Source organism: Lachnospiraceae bacterium (genome assembly GCA_022794035.1).
GTDB lineage: Bacteria > Bacillota > Clostridia > Lachnospirales > Bianqueaceae > CALWPV01.
On sequence record JAAWDX010000014.1, the window covers coordinates 63881 to 81935 of the forward strand.

The window sequence follows — 18055 nt, forward strand, 5'->3', positions numbered from 1 at the left end:
ATTGTCATTACTGTAGCACGTTTCAGCGCAAAAATCAATTCACAAATCATGCACCAGCAGAAGAAGACATCAAGGAAGGCGGTCATACTCCACACTATCAACCAAAATACGGTATCCCACCTTTTTATAAGTATGATTAGAAATGGGATTTTCCTGATCGACATACAGCCCCAAATATTCGGCGCCACCTGCGAGCAGCTCTTTGGCAATCAGCTGCATCATAGAAGCGCAGTAGCCGCGCCCGCGGCAAGAAGGATGCGTGTATACGCCTGACAGGCAGCAGCCGTGACTCAGACGGCGGGCAACATAAGCGGTAGAGGCAATCTGGCCCTCCGGTGTTTCATATACGTATAAAGAATCGGACGCCAGCAGATCCTTGCGTTTTTCATAAGCCTTTTCCCATTCGTTTTCAGAAACGACAAGCCCTACATCCTGATGAAAACCGATCGCATAGTCTGCCAGCAGCTCCAGATCGTGAGCAGAGGCTTTGCGGAAGCGGCCCGGACTAAGCGGAAATTCATTGACAGAGCGAAGCTCCATGACATCCATGCGGTGGCCGCGCTGGTATCGGCGGTTTTTGTCACAGGCCAAATAAAGATCACAGATCTGAGCAGAGGCCAAAATGCCAGAGATTTCAATATGCTGCTCCTCGATATATTGAAACAGCAGATGGACAGCGCCGGCGGCAGAGGGAGAGCTTAAGGCATACATCAGCAGGCGGTAAGGGGCTACATGCCCAAATAAAAACAGCGGCTGCTGCTGATCATCTAAAACGGCGCCAAAAAAACAGTCCTTATTGGCAGGGCTCTTGGCATTAGCATAGGCATTGCCTAAAATAAGCTGATAGACTACCTCATGCTCTGCCATGCGGGGCTCATACCTGTCTAAAAATTCCTGACCATGTGCACAAATGAAAAGTTCCATTGTATTCTTGCCTCCTTTAAATATTTTAGCGATGAGTATAGCAAAGTCAGAAAGTAAATGCAAGAAAAAATTGCGCAGAGTTTGTTTAGCCGGAGCCGCGTGCCTATAGGCAATATCAACAAATTGCAGCAGCATGGAAGCGAAATGCTTTATCAATCCTAAAAAAATGTATTTTGGCATATTTTGCACTTGACAAGAAGGAGCTAAACAGCTAGAATACTGCCTAAAGGTTATGAAGGATTAAAAATACCGCAGAGGTGTTTCAGAGAGCCGTTGGCTGGTGTGAAACGGTACACGGAGCGGGGATAGCTCTTTTCCTGAGCCGCTGACTGAACAGGTCTTACGACAGAAGCCCTTCCATCAAAGCGTTTTTGTTAAAAGATAAGTAGGATCAGACGGGATCTCCCGTTACAGAGAATCTGCGTTGATGGACGCGGAGTGAGTGGGTTTCTATCACCAAGAAGAGTGGTACCGCGGAGGATTAGATGATCTTCGTCTCTTTTGAACAAAACAGATTTCTGCTTTGGGATAAAGAGGCTTTTTTATATATAACGGGCTTGCCTCCCTGCAGCAGATGCAAAAAAGAAAGAAAAAAGGAAGGTATGAGGACATGAAAGGATTTGAAAAATATAGCCGGCAGTTTTTTGAAGCGCCGGATTGTGAAATGAGCTGGACGCAGAAAGCCTATATCGACCATGCGCCGGTCTGGTGCAGCGTAGACCTGCGCGACGGCAATCAGGCGCTGATTACGCCGATGAGTCTGGAGGAAAAGCTGGAATTTTTCAAGCTGCTGGTCAAAGTAGGCTTTAAAGAAATTGAAATCGGATTTCCGGCGGCCTCCGAGACAGAATATGAATTTTGCCGTACCCTGATTGAAAATGATATGATTCCCGATGACGTCAGCATTCAGGTGCTCACGCAGTCGCGCGAGCATATCATCGCCAAAACCTTTGAAGCGCTGAAGGGCGCTAAGCATGCGATTGTGCATCTATATAATTCTACGTCCGTTGCGCAGCGCGAGCAGGTCTTTAAAAAGAGCAAGCAGGAAATTATCGATATCGCGACCTTCGGCGCAAAGCTTTGCCTGGAATACCGCGCGAAAACAGAAGGCCATTTTCAGTTTGAATATTCTCCGGAAAGCTTTACCGGCACAGAGCCGGAATTTGCCGCCGAGATCTGCAATGAAGTTATCGATATCTGGCAGCCGACGGCAGACGATAAGGTGATTATCAATCTTCCGGTCACGGTTTCTCATTCTATGCCGCATGTTTATGCTAACCAGATTGAATACATGTGCCGGCATCTGCATAACCGCGAGAATCTGGTGATTTCGCTGCATCCTCACAATGACCGCGGCTGCGCCGTGGCGGACAGCGAAATGGGACTCTTGGCCGGCGGCGACCGCATTGAAGGCACGCTGTTTGGCAATGGGGAGCGCACAGGTAATGTGGACATCATCACCTTAGCGCTGAATATGTATTCACAGGGTGTGGATCCGCAGCTTGACTTTACGAATCTGCCAGAGATCACGGAGGTATACGAAAAGGTCACCCGCATGCATGTATATGAGCGGCAGCCCTATAGCGGACGTCTGGTGTTTGCCGCGTTCAGCGGCTCTCATCAGGATGCGATCGCCAAAGGCATGAAGTGGCGGACAGAACAGCAGCCGGAGCACTGGAACGTGCCGTATCTGCCGATCGATCCGGTGGATGTGGGGCGTGTGTATGAGGCCGATGTGATCCGCATCAATTCGCAGTCCGGCAAGGGCGGCATTGGCTATATCATGGAAACTCGGTTTAATTTTGTGCTTCCGCCGAAGATGCGCGAGGTATTCGGCTATCAGGTCAAGAGCGTTTCCGATCATGCGCACAAGGAGCTGCAGCCAGAGGAAGTATATGAAATCTTTAAACAGAGCTATGTCAATATTTTATCGCCGCTGCAGATTCCGGAAACGCATTATAAGCAGCTGCCCGAGGGCATTGAAGCACAGGTGACGATAGAAGAGGGCAGAGAGCGCCGCGTGGAGACGGCGGTTGGCAATGGCCGTCTGGATGCGGTGAGCAATGCCATCCGTAAGGCAAGAGGCATTCATTATAAGCTTGAGAGCTATACCGAGCATTCTTTAGAAGATAAAACAGATTCCAGCGCTGCGTCCTATGTGAGCATTTCCGATGAAAACGGCAAGCCGTACTGGGGCGTAGGCATCGACAGCGATATTATTGTATCCTCGGTCAAGGCGCTGCTGTCTGCTGTAAATAATATGCTGACCGCAGGCAATTAAAGGAGTAAAGAACCAGATGAAAATTTCAGGTGCACAGATTTTGATTGAAACCCTGATCGAGCAGGGCGTAACCGATGTCTTCGGCTATCCCGGCGGTCAGGTGCTGAATATATATGACGAGCTGTACAAAGCCAGCGACCGCATTCATCATGTGCTGGCGGCGCATGAGCAGGGAGCGGCGCATGCGGCCGATGGCTATTCGAGAGCGACCGGTAAGGTGGGCGTTGTGATCGCTACCTCCGGCCCCGGTGCGACCAATTTGGTCACCGGGATTGCAACGGCCATGATGGACTCCATTCCCATGGTCGCCATCACCGGCAATGTACCGTGTTCTTTAATTGGAAAGGATAGCTTTCAGGAGATCGATATCACGGGCATTACGCTGCCCATTACCAAGCATAATTATTTTGTCAATAATGTAGAGGAGCTGGCTGACGTCATTCGTGAGGCCTTCCAGATCGCCAAGTCCGGCCGCCCGGGCCCGGTGCTGGTCGATATCCCAAAGGATGTGCAGATCGCGCAGTGCGAATTCAGCAAAAAGTCCGTTATGCCCTTCATTCCGCAGCGGATGGCCAAGCAGGCCGATATCGACGAGGCCGTGCGGCTGATCAACGAGGCCGAGCGCCCCTACATCTATATCGGGGGCGGCGCGGCCGGGCGCAAGATGGGCAAGCAGATCCTGGCGCTGGCCGATAAAATCGACGGCTACATAGGCTGCACCTTCATGGGCCTCTCAGCAATTTCCAATTCGTGCGAGCGGTTCCTAGGCATGGAAGGCATGCATGGGCATTATGCCTCATCCATGGCCAACAAAGACGCCGATCTTATCATTGGTGTGGGCGTGCGCTTCAGCGACAGAGCCACCGGCAATGTCGCCAAGTACGCCAAGGGCGCCAAAATCATCCAGCTGGATCCGGACTTTTCCGAGATCAACAAAAACGTCAGAGTCAGCGTAGGCATTGTATGTGATATTGTAGATGCGATTGAGCGGATTCTGATCAGCGTAGACAGTCAAAAGCATCCTGCATGGCAGGAAACCGTCGAAGGCTTCCTGCAGGAAGAGCAGCGGATTGCCGAGGAGGCAGAGGCAGCCGCTACGGTGCCGATGACGCCCAGAAAGATGTTTGATATCATTAACGAGCTGAAAACGCCGGAAACCATCATTGCTACCGATGTAGGGCAGCATCAGATGTGGACGGCGCAGTATGTGGATTTTAAAAAGACCAGACGCTTTGTTTCCAGCGGCGGTCTTGGCACGATGGGCTTTGGACTGGGCGCTGCCATCGGTGCGCAGATTGCTACCGGCGATCCCACGGTGCTGATCACAGGCGACGGCAGCTTCGGCATGAACTTGAATGAGCTGGCGACGGCTGTATCCTATCAGGTGCCTTTGGTGATCGTGATTGTCAATAACGGCGTGCTCGGCATGGTGCGACAGTGGCAGACCCTGTTCTTTGAGGAGCGCTATTCTAACACCGTGCTTGCACGACAGACCGATTTTGTTAAGCTCGCGGAAGCATTTGGCGCCCGCGGCGTGCGCGTTAAAACGCCGGAGGAGTTCAGAGCTGCTTTTGCTGAGGGCATGCAGGCGCAGGGGCCGTTTATTATTGACACGCTGATTGATCAGGATGAGTTTGTGCTTCCGATGCTGCCTCCGGGTGGATCCATTGAGGATATCATTGTGAAAAAGGAGGCGAAGGCATGAAAAATCAATTTGTGATTGCGGTGTATGTGGACAATAAGTTTGGCGTGCTGACGCGGGTGACCAGTATGTTTACCCGGCGAGGTTTCAATATTGACGCGCTCACAGTGGGAGAGACGGAGCGGCCGGAATATTCCCGGATCACGATTTCGCTCAGCGGCGATGGCTATGCCAGAGAGCAGCTGATCAATCAGCTGCGCAAGCTGTACAATGTGAAAAAAGTGGAAATTTTGGAGGATGAGGGCGCGGTAAAGCGTGAGCTTTCGCTGATCAAGCTGAAGAATGCGGCGGAGCACCGCGCAGATATCATGACGGCGGTGCAGGTGTACCGGGCCAAGATCATTGATTATGGCATAGAGAGCATGTGCATTGAGATTACGGGTGAATCCTCCAAGATCGATGCATTCATTCAAACGGTGATGCCGTACGGGATCATTGAGATGTGCCGGACCGGCGTGGTGGCGCTGGAGCGCGGCAGCAGCAGTATTTTAGAAAAAGAGTAGCAAGTGTTTATTCACATCGTTTACAGGTGTTGAACAATATATTTTATCCTAAAAGGAGAGATCTATCATGGCAAACATTTATTATCAGCAGGATTGTAATCTGGCGAAGCTAAACGGCAAGACCGTTGCCATTATCGGTTATGGTTCTCAGGGACATGCACATGCGCTAAACCTGAAGGAGTCAGGCGTCAACGTAATTGTAGGACTGTATGAGGGCAGCAAGAGCTGGCTGAAGGCAGAGGCAGCCGGCCTGAAGGTTATGACTTCAGCAGAGGCGGCTAAGAATGCTGATATCATCATGATTCTAATCAATGATGAAAAGCAGGCTAAGCTGTATAAAGAGAGCATTGAGCCTAATCTGACGGAGGGCAAGACGCTTGCATTTGCGCATGGCTTCAATATTCATTTCGGCTGCATTAAGCCTCCGAAGAACGTAAACGTGATCATGATTGCCCCCAAGGGGCCCGGACATACGGTGCGCAGCGAGTATCAGGCCGGCAAGGGTGTGCCTTGTCTGATTGCTGTTGAGCAGGATGCAACCGGCGACGCGCTGGAGATTGGTCTTGCTTATGCGCTGGGCATTGGCGGTGCGCGCGCAGGCGTGCTGGAGACGACCTTCCGTACTGAGACCGAGACCGATCTGTTTGGCGAGCAGGCTGTGCTGTGCGGCGGCGTATGCGCGCTGATGCAGGCAGGCTTTGAGACGCTGGTGGAGGCAGGCTATGATCCGCGCAATGCTTATTTTGAGTGTATTCATGAGATGAAGCTGATCGTGGATCTGATTTATCAGAGCGGCTTTGAGGGAATGCGCTATTCGATTTCCAATACGGCCGAGTACGGCGACTACATCACTGGTCCGAAGATCATTACCGAGGAGACGAAGAAGGCGATGAAGAAGATCCTGGCTGACATTCAGGATGGATCCTTTGCTAAGGAATTCCTGCTGGATATGTCGGATGCCGGCTCTCAGGTACATTTCAATGCGATGAGAAAGATCGCTTCCGAGCATCCGTCGGAGCTGGTCGGCAAAGAGATCCGCAAGCTGTATAGCTGGAGCGATGAGGATAAGCTGATCAATAACTAATTAAAATGGGAAACAGGGCTGTCGCTGCCTCGCGAGTACGCGGCATCGGCAGCCCCTTCTGATTCTATTTGGAATGGAGAATACGATGATTAAAGATACCATTGTGGACGGATTTCAAAATGCGCCGCATCGTTCGCTGTACCATGCGCTGGGACTGACCAAGGAGGAGCAGGCGCGTCCGCTGATCGGCGTGGTGTGCTCCTATAATGAAATCGTGCCCGGTCATATGAATCTGGATAAGATTGCGCAGGCGGTGAAGCTGGGCGTAGCCATGGCCGGCGGCACGCCGATCATGTTCCCAGCGATTGCGGTGTGCGACGGCATTGCCATGGGGCATACCGGCATGAAATATTCGCTGATTACACGGGATATGATTGCAGATTCTACCGAGGCGATGGCGATGGCGCATGGGTTTGACGGCTTGGTCATGATCCCTAATTGTGATAAGAATGTGCCGGGCCTTCTGATGGCCGCGGCGCGCCTGAATATCCCTACGATTTTTGTGAGCGGCGGCCCGATGCTAGCCGGCCGCGTAGGTGGTAAAAAGACGAGCCTGTCCAGCATGTTTGAGGCGGTGGGTGCGTATACGGCCGGAAAAATTGACGAGGCAAAGCTGACGGAGTTTGAGGAAAAGACCTGTGCGTCCTGCGGCTCATGCTCGGGTATGTATACGGCAAACTCCATGAACTGTTTGACCGAGGTGCTGGGCATGGGGCTTTCCGGCAATGGAACGATCCCGGCAGTGTATTCGGCCAGAATTGAGCTGGCTAAGCATGCCGGTATGCAGATTATGGAGCTTGTAAAGCAGAATATCCGCCCGCGCGATATCATGACAGAGGCGGCCATCCGCAATGCAGTGACGGCTGATATGGCGCTGGGCTGCTCGACCAATAGCATGCTGCATCTGCCGGCGATTGCCAATGAATGCGGCGTCACCTTTAATCTGGATATGGCCAATGAGATCAGCGAAAAAACGCCGAATCTCTGTCATCTGGCGCCGGCAGGTCCGACCTACATGGAGGATCTGAACGAGGCCGGCGGCGTGTATGCTGTGCTGAAGGAGCTGAGCAAGCTGGGGCTGCTGGATGAAAGTGTGATGACCTGTACCGGTCATACGCTGGGTGAAAATATTGTACATGCGCAAAACCGGGATGAAAGCGTGATCCGCACGCCGGAAAATCCATACAGCAAAACGGGCGGCATTGCCGTACTGCGCGGCAATCTGGCGCCGGATGGCTGCGTTGTTAAGCGCAGCGCGGTAGCGCCGGAAATGCTGAAGCATGAAGGCCCTGCCAAGGTGTTTAACAGCGAGGAGGAGGCCATTGCCGCGATCTATGCCGGCAAGATTGTGAAGGGCGACGTGGTGGTGATCCGCTACGAGGGTCCGGCCGGAGGTCCAGGCATGCGGGAAATGCTCTCTCCCACATCGGCGATTGCCGGCATGGGGCTTGACAAGGACGTGGCGCTGATTACTGACGGACGGTTTTCCGGAGCCACCCGCGGAGCCGCCATCGGACATATTTCACCGGAGGCAGTACGCGGCGGTCTGATTGCCTATGTCAAGGACGGCGATATCATTTCGATTGATATTCCGTCTTATCAGATTGAGCTGCATGTTTCAGAGGAAGAAATTGAAAAACGCAAAAAAGAAATGCCGATTCAAAAGAAAGAAGGCATTAAGGGCGCCCTGGCGCGCTATGCTAGCATGGTGAGCTCCGCGGATAAGGGTGCGATCATCAATCAGTTTTAAGTGCCGGAGCACTGGCAGAAAGGAAAAGCAATATGTCAATGACAATGACACAAAAAATATTAGCAGCACATGCCGGTCTGGAAAAGGTCGAGGCCGGGCAGCTGGTATTGGTGAATCTGGATAGGGTGCTGGGCAATGACATCACCTCTCCGGTTGCCATCTGTGAATTTGAAAAGCTGGGCTGCGACAAGGTGTATGACAAAGACCGCGTGACCATGGTGATGGATCACTTTGCACCCAATAAGGATATCAAGGCGGCCGAACAGTGCAAAATGTGCCGTGATTTCTGTGATCACTATGAAGTGACGCATTTTTATGACGTGGGCGATATGGGCATCGAGCATGCGCTGCTGCCCGAAAAGGGACTTGTGATCGCCGGCGACGCCGTGATCGGCGCCGACTCGCATACCTGTACCTATGGCGCGCTGGGTGCTTTTTCCACCGGCGTAGGCTCCACCGATATGGCCTGCGGCATGGCCACCGGCAAGGCCTGGTTCAAGGTGCCTTCCGCCATTCAATTCCGCCTGCACGGCAGGCTAAACCGATTTGTTTCCGGCAAGGATGTGATCCTTCACATCATTGGTAAAATCGGGGTAGACGGAGCGCTTTACAAGTCTATGGAATTCTGCGGCGAGGGCCTAGCCTCGCTGACCATCTATGACCGCCTGACCATTTCCAATATGGCGATTGAGGCAGGCGCCAAAAACGGTATTTTTGCAGTGGATGAGCAGACGCTGGCCTATATCAGAGAGCGCAGCGACAGAGAGCCGGTGATCTATCAGGCGGATGAGGATGCAGTCTATGATGCGGTTTATGATATTGATCTTTCAGAGATTAAGTCCACGGTTTCTTTCCCGCATCTTCCGGAAAATACCCGCACCATTGATGAAGTGGGAGAAGTTGCCATCGATCAGGTGGTGATTGGTTCCTGCACCAACGGACAGTATAAGGATCTGGCAGAGGCGGCCGAGATTCTCAAGGGCCGCAGGGTGGCAAAGCGCGTGCGCGCCATTGTGATCCCGGCTACGCAGGCTGTTTATATGCAGGCCATGGAGACGGGGCTGATCAAGACCTTTATTGAAGCAGGCTGCGCCGTTTCTACGCCGACCTGCGGACCGTGCCTGGGCGGCTACATGGGCGTTCTGGCAGCAGGCGAGCGGGCTGTGGCAACCACAAACCGTAACTTTGTAGGCCGTATGGGCCATGTAGACTCAGAGGTATATCTGGCGAGCCCGGCGGTGGCTGCCGCGAGCGCCGTGGCAGGCAAAATTGCAGATCCGGCAGAGATGATGAAGGAGGCGTAAACCATGAAATTTATTGGAAACGTAATTAAATACGGCGATAATGTGGATACCGATGTAATCATTCCGGCCCGTTATCTGAATACCAGTGATAAAAAAGAATTGGCCTCCCATTGCATGGAAGATATCGACAAGGACTTTGCGGCTAAGATCAAGCCCGGCGACATCATGGCAGCCGGCTACAACTTCGGCTGCGGCTCCTCCAGAGAGCATGCGCCGATCGCGATTAAGGAAAGCGGCATCTCGGTTGTCATCGCCAAGAGCTTTGCTAGAATTTTTTATCGCAATGCGATCAATATTGGTCTGGCCATTGTGGAATGCCCAGAGGCGGCAGAGCGCATTCAAAACGGCGATCAGGTGGAGGCCGATCTGGATGAGGGCATGATCTACGACCGGACAACGGGAGAGAGCTTCCGCACGGAGCCGTTTCCGGAGTTTATTCAAAAGATCATCGAAAACGGCGGCTTGGTGGAGTCCATCCGCAAAGGAGATATTCGGTAACGGTCTATGACAGAACAAGAGCTAAAAGAGTATGCCTGCCGGCTTTCCTCGCTGAGCGTATTCAGGAGAATTTTAGAGGATGAGGCCATCGGCAGCCTGCTGGCATATCTGAAAAACGAAGGCAGTCTGCCGGAGCGGCTGGCGCTGTACAGCGCATTTGTGCACAGGCTGCAGGAGGGCGATATCAGCCTTTCGACAGCGCTGAGCCGGCTCGTCTGCGAGGATGAAAACAGCTACATCAAGCGCGTTTCCCGCCGGGAGAGAGTGCCGGCCTCTATGGAGGCCAATGCACAGGAGGAGCTGACGCTTCTCACAGAGCTGACCCGGCTGACGCCGCAAAGCCTGACGGAGTCTCTGCCGTATGGGGGATATGTGCCCGCGTTCGAAAATGAGACGCTGGATCTAAAGGCGATCTATGCAGAGCGCCTGCGCCATATTGAGCGCTATGGATACGGCATTTTTGCCGGCAGCGGTATGTTTCGGGTGGAGGAGGATGCCATCTGCCCGGTGCCGGCGGCTGATCCGATTTCTTTGGAAATGCTGATTGGCTATGAAGAGGAGCATCAAAAGGTTATTGAAAATACAAGGGCGCTGGTGGAAGGCCGTCCGGCAGCGAATGTGCTGCTGTGCGGAGATGCCGGCACGGGGAAATCTTCCACAGTGAAAGCCGTGTCCAACCTGTTTTTTGCGCAGGGCGTGCGTCTGATCGAGCTGCGCAAGGATCAGCTGACCAAGCTGCCGATGGTGATGGGGCATATTGCCGATCATCCGCTGAAGTTTATTATTTTCATTGATGATCTTTCCTTTAATAAAAATGATGACAGCTTCAGTATGCTCAAGGCAGCGCTGGAAGGGTCGGCCTCGGCGAAGGCGCCGAATGCCGTGATCTATGCGACGAGCAACCGCCGCCATATTGTGAAGGAGACCTTCTCTGACCGGACGGGCGATGATGTGCACCGCGCCGATACGATGCAGGAGCTGATCTCGCTTTCAGATCGGTTTGGGCTGACTGTCTATTTTGAAAAGCCATCCAAATCGCTGTATCTGCAGATCGTGCATGAACTGGCGCAGCGCAGCGGCATAGACCTTGCGGGCGCCGAGCTGGATCAAAGAGCAGAGGCCTTTGCCCTGGGAAAGGGGAACCGTTCGCCTAGGGCGGCGGAGCAGTTTGTACAAAGCTTATTATAGAAAGAAGGAATCCTGTCCATGCTTACACTGGATAATGTATACCGGGCCAGCTATACGCTGAAAAATGTGGCGCGCCGCACCGATGTGATCTATGCGCCGAAGCTAAGCCCCGGTACGGAGCTTTATTTAAAAACAGAAAACCTGCAGCTGACCGGATCGTTTAAGCTGCGGGGCGCTTATTATAAAATGTCACAGCTCAGCCCCGAAGAGCGGGCAAAGGGAGTGATTGCCTGCTCGGCAGGCAACCATGCGCAGGGCGTAGCCTTGGCGGCGCAGCGAAACGGGATTAAGGCGGTGATCTGCCTGCCGGATAATGCGCCGATTTCCAAGGTGGAGGCGACCAAGAGCTATGGCGCTGAGGTATGCCTGGTGGAGGGCGTTTATGATGATGCCTACCGCAGGGCGCTGGAGCTGCGCGATGAGAAGGGGTATACCTTTATCCATCCGTTTAATGATCCGGATGTGATCGCGGGGCAGGGGACGATTGCGCTGGAGCTGGCGGAGCAGATCTCGGATCTGGATGCGGTGCTGGTGCCGGTGGGCGGCGGCGGTCTGATTTCCGGCGTGGCCTATACGATTAAGTCGCTGAATCCGAATATTCGGGTGTATGGCGTGCAGGCGGCAGGAGCGCCTAGCATGCTGCGCTCGATGACGGCGGGCAAGATCGAGTGCCTGCAAGGCGTGTCGACGATTGCAGATGGGATCGCGGTGAAGGAGCCGGGAGATCTGACCTATGAGATTTGCAGTCAATATGTGGACGGCATTGTGACGGTGACGGACGATGAGATTTCGGCGGCCATTCTGGCGCTTATGGAGCAGCATAAGCTGGTGACCGAGGGCGCGGGCGCGGTGGCGGTGGCGGCCGCGATGTTTGGCAAGGTGGATCTGGCCGGCAAGCGGGCGGTCTGCATTTTGTCGGGCGGCAATATTGATGTGACGATCCTTTCGAGAGTGATTACCCGCGGCCTGATTATGTCGGGACGCAGCTGTCAGTTTAAAATTGAGCTGGTGGATAAGCCGGGTCAGCTGCGCGATGTGTCGAAGCTGATTGCGGATCTGGGCGGCAATGTGATTGCGGTGCACCATGAGCGGGCGGATCAGGGCTCGGATGTGAATGGCTGCTATCTGCAGCTGATGTTGGAGACGCGCAATGCGGAGCATATTGAGGAGATCAGAAGAGCGCTCCGGCAGCAGGGCTTTAAAATTTTATCATAATAGGAGGAGCAAACGATGAATAAGATTGCAACAGATAAGGCGCCGGCGGCGATTGGGCCGTATTCTCAGGCGATGCAGGTGGGAAATATGGTATTTACCTCCGGACAGATTCCGCTGGATCCGGCAACCGGGGAGATTGTGGGTGCGACGATCAGCGAGCAGGCGGAGCGTGTGATGCAGAATCTGGCGGCTGTTTTGGAAGCAGCCGGCGCGAGCTTTGAAAGCGCTGTCAAAACGACCTGCTTTTTGGCGGACATGGCGGATTTTGCAGCTTTTAACGAGGTGTATGGACGTTACTTTACCTCTAAGCCTGCGCGCAGCTGTGTAGCGGTGAAAACGCTGCCGAAGAATGTGCTGGTTGAGGTGGAAGTGATTGCGGTAACGGCGGAGTAATCCTGCATGCGGATTACGGTGGTTGGCCCCGGACGATGGGGGTCGTTTATTGCGTGGTATTTAGATCGGGCTGGTCATGAGGTGAGCTTATATGGCCGGCCTGGTTCTGCGTCTATGCGGCAGCTGAAGCAGTCACGGCACAATGCGTGCCTGACGCTGCCGGATTCGGTGCAGCTTAGCGAGTCGCTGCAGAGCGTAGCAGAGGCTGAGGTCGTGGTGATTGCCATGCCGTCGCAGGCTCTGCGGGGATTTTTAGCGAGTCTTTCGGAGCAGCGCCTGCAGGATAAGATTTTTGTTTTGTGCATGAAGGGCTTGGAAATCGGCAGCGGCAAGCGCCTGTCGGTGGTGGCCTCGGAGATGCTGGATGCGTCTAACCGCATTGCGGTGTGGATCGGCCCCGGTCATGTGCAGGAATTCTATGCCGGCATCCCTAACTGTATGGTGATTGACAGCGAGGAGCAGGCGGTAAAGCAGCTGTTGGTGGAGGCTTTTTCTACCGATCTGATCCGTTTTTATTATGGCAGTGATTTGATCGGAAATGAGATAGGAGCTGCCTCTAAAAATGTGATCGGCATTGCGGCCGGCATGCTGGATGGTTTTGGACTGGCGACGCTGAAGGGGCCGCTTATGTCGCGCGGTACGCGCGAGATTGCCCGTTTGATTAAGGCGATGGGCGGCAGCGAGCTTTCGGCGTATGGCCTCTGTCATCTGGGAGATTATGAAGCCACAGTATTTTCAGAATTTAGCCATAACCGCCAGTTTGGCGAGTCTTTTGTGAAGGGCGAGGCCTTTGAAAAGCTGGCAGAGGGATATTACACGGTGCAGGCTTTGATGGAGCTCGCAGATGCGCATCAGGTGGAGCTGCCGATCTGCCGCTGTGTGTATGAAATTCTCTATCATCAGGCAGATCCAAGGCAGGAGCTGAATACACTGTTTACGCGAAGCCTGAAAAATGAATTTTAGGTATATGGTTGAAACCGCCAGAGCCTTTTGGCTCTGGCGGTTTTTAAATTGAAGGCAGTCGCCTGCATGTTGGTAATATCCTCAATTTTGGCTTGTACCGACATGCAACAGTGCTGCCTGCATGTTGGTGTCATCTCAACCTCTGGCTTAGACCGACATGCAAAAGCACTACTTGCATGCTGGTGCCATCTCAACCTCTGGCTCGTACCAGCATGCAACAGCGACATCTGCATGCTGGTAATATCATCAATTTTGGCTTGTACCGACATGCAACAGTATCGTCTGCATGTTGGTGGCATACTTCATTCCAGCTCAGAGCGACATGCAAAAGTACTGCCTGCATGCTGGTGACACCTCAATCTCTGGCTCGTACCAGCATGCAAAAATGCATACTGGATTTTTTTGCATACGGATCACGTCTATTTTAATAAATTCCGCGCATACTAGTAATAAACCGTCGTTATGCTAACGGCATATTTGAGAAAAGAGGATAATCAGTATGACAAAAATCAAAGCGATTCAGTATGGATGCGGCAAAATGAGCAAATACACCTTGCGTTATATGTATGAGCATGGTGTTCAGATTGTCGGCGCCATTGATATCAATCCGGAAGTAGTAGGAAAGGATATCGGCGATTTTGCAGAGCTTGGGGTGAAAACGGGTGTGATCATTAGCAGCAATGCCGATGAGGTTTTAGATAATACCGATGCCGATATCGCAGTGGTTACGCTTTTTAGTCTGGTGAGTGACTGCTATGAGCAATACGTTAAATGCCTAAGCCGAGGCATCAATGTCATCACAACCTGCGAAGAGGCTACTTACTGCTGGACGACTGATCCCGTGCGCGCCAATGCGCTTGATGTGATCGCCAAAGAGCATGGCTGCACCTTAGTTGGCAGTGGTATGGAGGACACTTTCTGGATCAACATGGTTGGCATGGTTGCAGGAAGCTGCCATACGATTCAAAAAATCGAGGGAGCCGTCAGCTATAATGTCGAGGATTACGGACTGGCATTAGCAAAGGCACATGGCGTAGGACTCAGTGCAGAGGAATTTGAAAAGCAAATTGCACATCCCGAAACCATAGAGCCCTGCTATGTCTGGAACTCCAATGAAAGTCTTGCTGCCAAGCTGGGGCTGACTATCAAAAGCCAGACGCAGAAATGCATTCCTTATTTTAAAGAGGAGGATGTCTATTCTTCCACCTTGCAGCGCACGATTCCCAAGGGAGAATGCATCGGCATGGCAGCGGTGGTAGAAACCCAGACATTTCAGGGACCGGTCATTGAAACCAGATGCATCGGCAAGGTATACGGCCCGGACGACGGCGATATGTGCGACTGGAAAATCATCGGAGAGCCCAATACGGAATTTCATGTTGTCAAGCCGGCGACCGTTGAGCATACCTGCGCTACCATCGTCAACCGCATTCCTAGCGTCTTAAATGCGCCGGCAGGACTGATTACGGTGGATGAGCTAGATGAAATTGCTTATTTAGCTTATCCGATGGAATTTTATTGTTAATTAAGAAAACCGCTGAAGCATCAAGGCATGCGGCGATAAGGAAGTAATTTCAGATTAGGCGGTATAGCCCCATTACAAGGGCTGTACCGTTTTTTCTGCGTTCAGCGAACGCTTGCGCTCAGCGAGCGAAATTTCCAAATTTCCTTGATAATAACCGTTGCCACGTTTCCGGCTTCAATTTCCGCAATCATGCGGTTAAAATTTGCTCTGTCAAACGTCATGCCCGATACATCATCTTCAATGAGGGTTGAATGTCATTGGGATTGGTAGTATACTTTATTCGGAAAATTTGCACGTTGGGAAGGAATTTATAATGGAATGTAAAAGGATTGATGGCCAAAATAGAAATCTTATCAATTTATTTATCGAACAGCATTGGTACACAACAACAATGATCATTCGCGGAAAAATAATTGATATGACTAAAACAGAGGGGTTTTATTTTAGTGAAGGAGACAACATCATTGGCCTGATTACATACATAGTTTATGACAATGTGTTAGAGATAACGTCTCTTGATAGTTTACAGGAAAACCAAGGAATTGGTAGTAAACTTGTAGAAGCAGTCGTGCACGAGGCTAAGAAAAGACAATGTCAAAAGATTGTCCTTATAACCACCAATGATAATATTAATGCCATTAAGTTTTGGCAAAAAAGAGGATTTGATATGGCACATCTGTTTCGAAATGCATTAGATATCTCAAGAAGGTTAAAGCCAGAAATCCCTAAAATTGGAGAAAATTCCATACCTTTACGTCATGAAATTGAATTTGAACTCACTATATGAAATTTCATCATTTGGGTGAAATCTTTCTTGACAAGAAAACCGCTGAAGCATCCTAGCTCCAGCGGTTTTTAACTGCTTTTATTATTTTCTTCTTGCCTTCACCGTAAAACAGGAAGCCGTTACCTGAAACACAGTAACGCTCTTCGTCATGGCGGGAGAAAATGAAAAATCCTTTCCCGTTTGATGGTGCATCAGCACAGCCAGAGCATGCTGCTTCTCCGCATCAGACTCCAAAAAGCTAGCCTGACCGCTGCCAATCATGCTTTCATACAAACAGCCATAGCCGCACGGCGTCTGCGCCGGAATCTGCGCCAGCTCCTGGTCCATCTCAAAAGCAACCAAAGGGCAGGACCGCAGCGCCCGTACGCGCCGTCCGTCTGCCGCACAATGAAAATACAGCGTCAAATCACCGTTCTCCGGCCACTCATAACCAAAATTCATCGGCACAATATAGAGCCCGTCCTCATCCTGCATCGCCAGACGGCAAACATGCGCCCGGTCCAGCACAGCCAAAATTTCCTGCCGATCCGTAATCTCCCTATCAGAGCGCCTCATATTTCAAATGCCCTGATTAAATCTTCAAATGTATCGCGGCGCCGGATCAGCTTGGCCTCGCCGGACTGCGTAATCAGCACCTCCGCCGGACGCAGTCGGTTGTTATAATTGGACGCCATACTGTATCCGTATGCGCCCGCGTCGTGGATGCATACTAGGTCATTTTCCCGCATGGCGGGAAGCAGACGGTCTTTAGCTAGAATATCTCCGGTCTCACAGATGTTGCCCACCACCGTGTAGGGGGCGCGGTCCAGCGAAGGAGCGTCTGACAGGATCTCGATTTCATGATAGGCATCGTAGAGCATTGGGCGGGCCAGCACGTTGAAGCCTATATCGGTGCCGCAGTAAAGGTGGCCATAGTTTTCCTTAACGGCATGAACAGTGCCCAGCAGCACGCCGCATTCAGCGGCCAGATAGCGGCCGGGCTCGATTTTGAATAGAATTTCGCGGCCATAGGAACGGGCAAAATCATAAAGCAGCGCGTCCAGCTTGGCACCGAGGGCGGCCAGATCGAGCCGGGACTGGCCGGGCTCATAGGGCATGCCGAAACCGCCGCCGAGATCAATGAAAGAGAGCCCGGGGAATTGATGCGCGATGGCAAGCAGAGAGCGCACACCCTCCAAATAAACCTCTTCCTCTAAAAAGAAGGAACCAATGTGCTGGTTGAGGCCAACCAGATGCAGATCGTATTTTTGCAGAATTTCCTCCATCTGAGGAAAGAGCGCGGGATAGATGGCAAATTTGGTTTTTTTGCCGCCGGTGATCACCTTGTCGCTGTGTCCGGCGCCAATGCCGGAGTTGACGCGCACGCATACCTTGTGGCCGGGGAAAAGCTGGCCGAAACGCTCCAGCTGAGAGAGCGAGTCGATGCTGACAATGATGTTCTGTTCTACAGCATAGGTAAGCTCCTCTGCGGAAACATTGTTGCTGATATAGAAGATATCCTCGGGGGCAAAGCCGGCAAGGCGCTCTGCGTAGATTTCGCCGGGCGACATGGCGTCAGCGCACAGGCCTTCTTCGCGGGCAATTTTTAGAAGGCTGAGATTGCTGTTGGCCTTGACGCTGTAGTTGACTTTAAAATGGGGATATGTAACAAGCTGCGCCATCTCGCGGCAGCGGGTGCGAAACACCCGTTCATTATAAACATAAAGAGGGCTGCCGTACTTTTCGACAAGCGCCTTGGGGCAAAGCCCTTCAAAAAAATGCTGATCTTTCACGGTATTCTCCATTTCATTTGATAATTAGACAAAGCGCCGCTTATATAGAATAAGCGGCGTCATTGCCATGCAATAAATTATACAGGCATATCCGGCAAAAGTAAAGCCTTAATTCGTCTAAAAAAGGAAGTTATGAAACGAAAATGGGAGAGACGTAACGGTTCTG

16 protein-coding genes and 1 pseudogene are annotated in these 18055 nt (G+C 52.0%); 13 read left to right on the forward strand and 4 right to left on the reverse strand.

What is annotated here, in order from left to right; translation table 11 throughout:
• Positions 1–69: 69 nt before the first annotated feature.
• On the reverse strand, positions 70–924 hold the full coding sequence (locus HFE64_10670) for a GNAT family N-acetyltransferase (GenBank protein ID MCI8633924.1): 855 nt from the start codon (positions 922–924) through the stop codon (positions 70–72).
• A gap of 610 nt (positions 925–1534) precedes the next feature.
• Between HFE64_10670 and HFE64_10675 the strand changes: the two genes are divergently transcribed.
• The 12 genes from HFE64_10675 to HFE64_10730 all read left to right on the forward strand — a co-directional run bounded on the left by HFE64_10675 (position 1535) and on the right by HFE64_10730 (position 15330).
• Positions 1535–3205, forward strand: coding sequence for a 2-isopropylmalate synthase (locus tag HFE64_10675; GenBank protein ID MCI8633925.1), 1671 nt, complete (start codon positions 1535–1537; stop codon positions 3203–3205).
• Between the two features lie 16 nt (positions 3206–3221).
• The gene (ilvB, locus tag HFE64_10680) at positions 3222–4910 is read left to right on the forward strand and encodes a biosynthetic-type acetolactate synthase large subunit (protein MCI8633926.1); all 1689 of its coding nucleotides are present in this window, start codon (positions 3222–3224) and stop codon (positions 4908–4910) included.
• On the forward strand, positions 4907–5410 hold the full coding sequence (gene ilvN / locus HFE64_10685; GenBank protein ID MCI8633927.1) for an acetolactate synthase small subunit: 504 nt from the start codon (positions 4907–4909) through the stop codon (positions 5408–5410). The genes ilvB and ilvN overlap by 4 nt, the downstream gene beginning before the upstream one ends.
• A 67-nt stretch (positions 5411–5477) precedes the next feature.
• Positions 5478–6494: a ketol-acid reductoisomerase gene (gene ilvC, locus HFE64_10690; protein ID MCI8633928.1), complete on the forward strand. Its 1017-nt coding sequence runs from the start codon at positions 5478–5480 to the stop codon at positions 6492–6494.
• A gap of 85 nt (positions 6495–6579) precedes the next feature.
• A complete protein-coding gene (ilvD, locus tag HFE64_10695; protein ID MCI8633929.1) occupies positions 6580–8244 on the forward strand; it encodes a dihydroxy-acid dehydratase in 1665 nt (554 codons plus the stop codon).
• Between the two features lie 32 nt (positions 8245–8276).
• A complete protein-coding gene (gene leuC, locus HFE64_10700) occupies positions 8277–9548 on the forward strand; it encodes a 3-isopropylmalate dehydratase large subunit (GenBank protein MCI8633930.1) in 1272 nt (423 codons plus the stop codon).
• 3 nt (positions 9549–9551) lie between these two features.
• Positions 9552–10046, forward strand: a complete 495-nt coding sequence (gene leuD, locus HFE64_10705; GenBank protein ID MCI8633931.1) for a 3-isopropylmalate dehydratase small subunit — start codon at positions 9552–9554, stop codon at positions 10044–10046.
• 6 nt (positions 10047–10052) lie between these two features.
• Positions 10053–11234 (forward strand): ATP-binding protein, encoded by a 1182-nt coding sequence (locus tag HFE64_10710; protein ID MCI8633932.1) that lies wholly within the window; start codon positions 10053–10055, stop codon positions 11232–11234.
• Positions 11235–11252: 18 nt separating this feature from the next.
• On the forward strand, positions 11253–12449 hold the full coding sequence (locus HFE64_10715) for a threonine ammonia-lyase (GenBank protein MCI8633933.1): 1197 nt from the start codon (positions 11253–11255) through the stop codon (positions 12447–12449).
• Positions 12450–12464: 15 nt separating this feature from the next.
• Positions 12465–12842 carry a RidA family protein gene (locus HFE64_10720; GenBank protein MCI8633934.1) on the forward strand — a complete coding sequence of 126 codons (378 nt, stop codon included), beginning with the start codon at positions 12465–12467 and terminating at the stop codon, positions 12840–12842.
• Between the two features lie 6 nt (positions 12843–12848).
• On the forward strand, positions 12849–13805 hold the full coding sequence (locus HFE64_10725) for an NAD(P)H-dependent glycerol-3-phosphate dehydrogenase (protein MCI8633935.1): 957 nt from the start codon (positions 12849–12851) through the stop codon (positions 13803–13805).
• 490 nt (positions 13806–14295) lie between these two features.
• A complete protein-coding gene (locus tag HFE64_10730; GenBank protein ID MCI8633936.1) occupies positions 14296–15330 on the forward strand; it encodes a dihydrodipicolinate reductase in 1035 nt (344 codons plus the stop codon).
• 140 nt (positions 15331–15470) lie between these two features.
• Here HFE64_10730 and HFE64_10735 read toward each other — a convergent pair.
• Positions 15471–15572: pseudogene (locus tag HFE64_10735) on the reverse strand (resolvase).
• A 71-nt stretch (positions 15573–15643) separates the two neighbouring features.
• Here HFE64_10735 and HFE64_10740 point away from each other — a divergent pair.
• Entirely contained in the window at positions 15644–16117 is a 474-nt protein-coding gene (locus tag HFE64_10740; GenBank protein ID MCI8633937.1) for a GNAT family N-acetyltransferase, read from the forward strand.
• An 81-nt stretch (positions 16118–16198) separates the two neighbouring features.
• Here the strand turns inward: HFE64_10740 and HFE64_10745 are convergent, their stop codons facing one another.
• The gene (locus HFE64_10745) at positions 16199–16672 is read right to left on the reverse strand and encodes a pyridoxamine 5'-phosphate oxidase family protein (protein MCI8633938.1); all 474 of its coding nucleotides are present in this window, start codon (positions 16670–16672) and stop codon (positions 16199–16201) included.
• Positions 16669–17901, reverse strand: a complete 1233-nt coding sequence (gene lysA / locus HFE64_10750) for a diaminopimelate decarboxylase (protein ID MCI8633939.1) — start codon at positions 17899–17901, stop codon at positions 16669–16671. The genes HFE64_10745 and lysA overlap by 4 nt, the downstream gene beginning before the upstream one ends.
• Positions 17902–18055 lie beyond the last annotated feature (154 nt).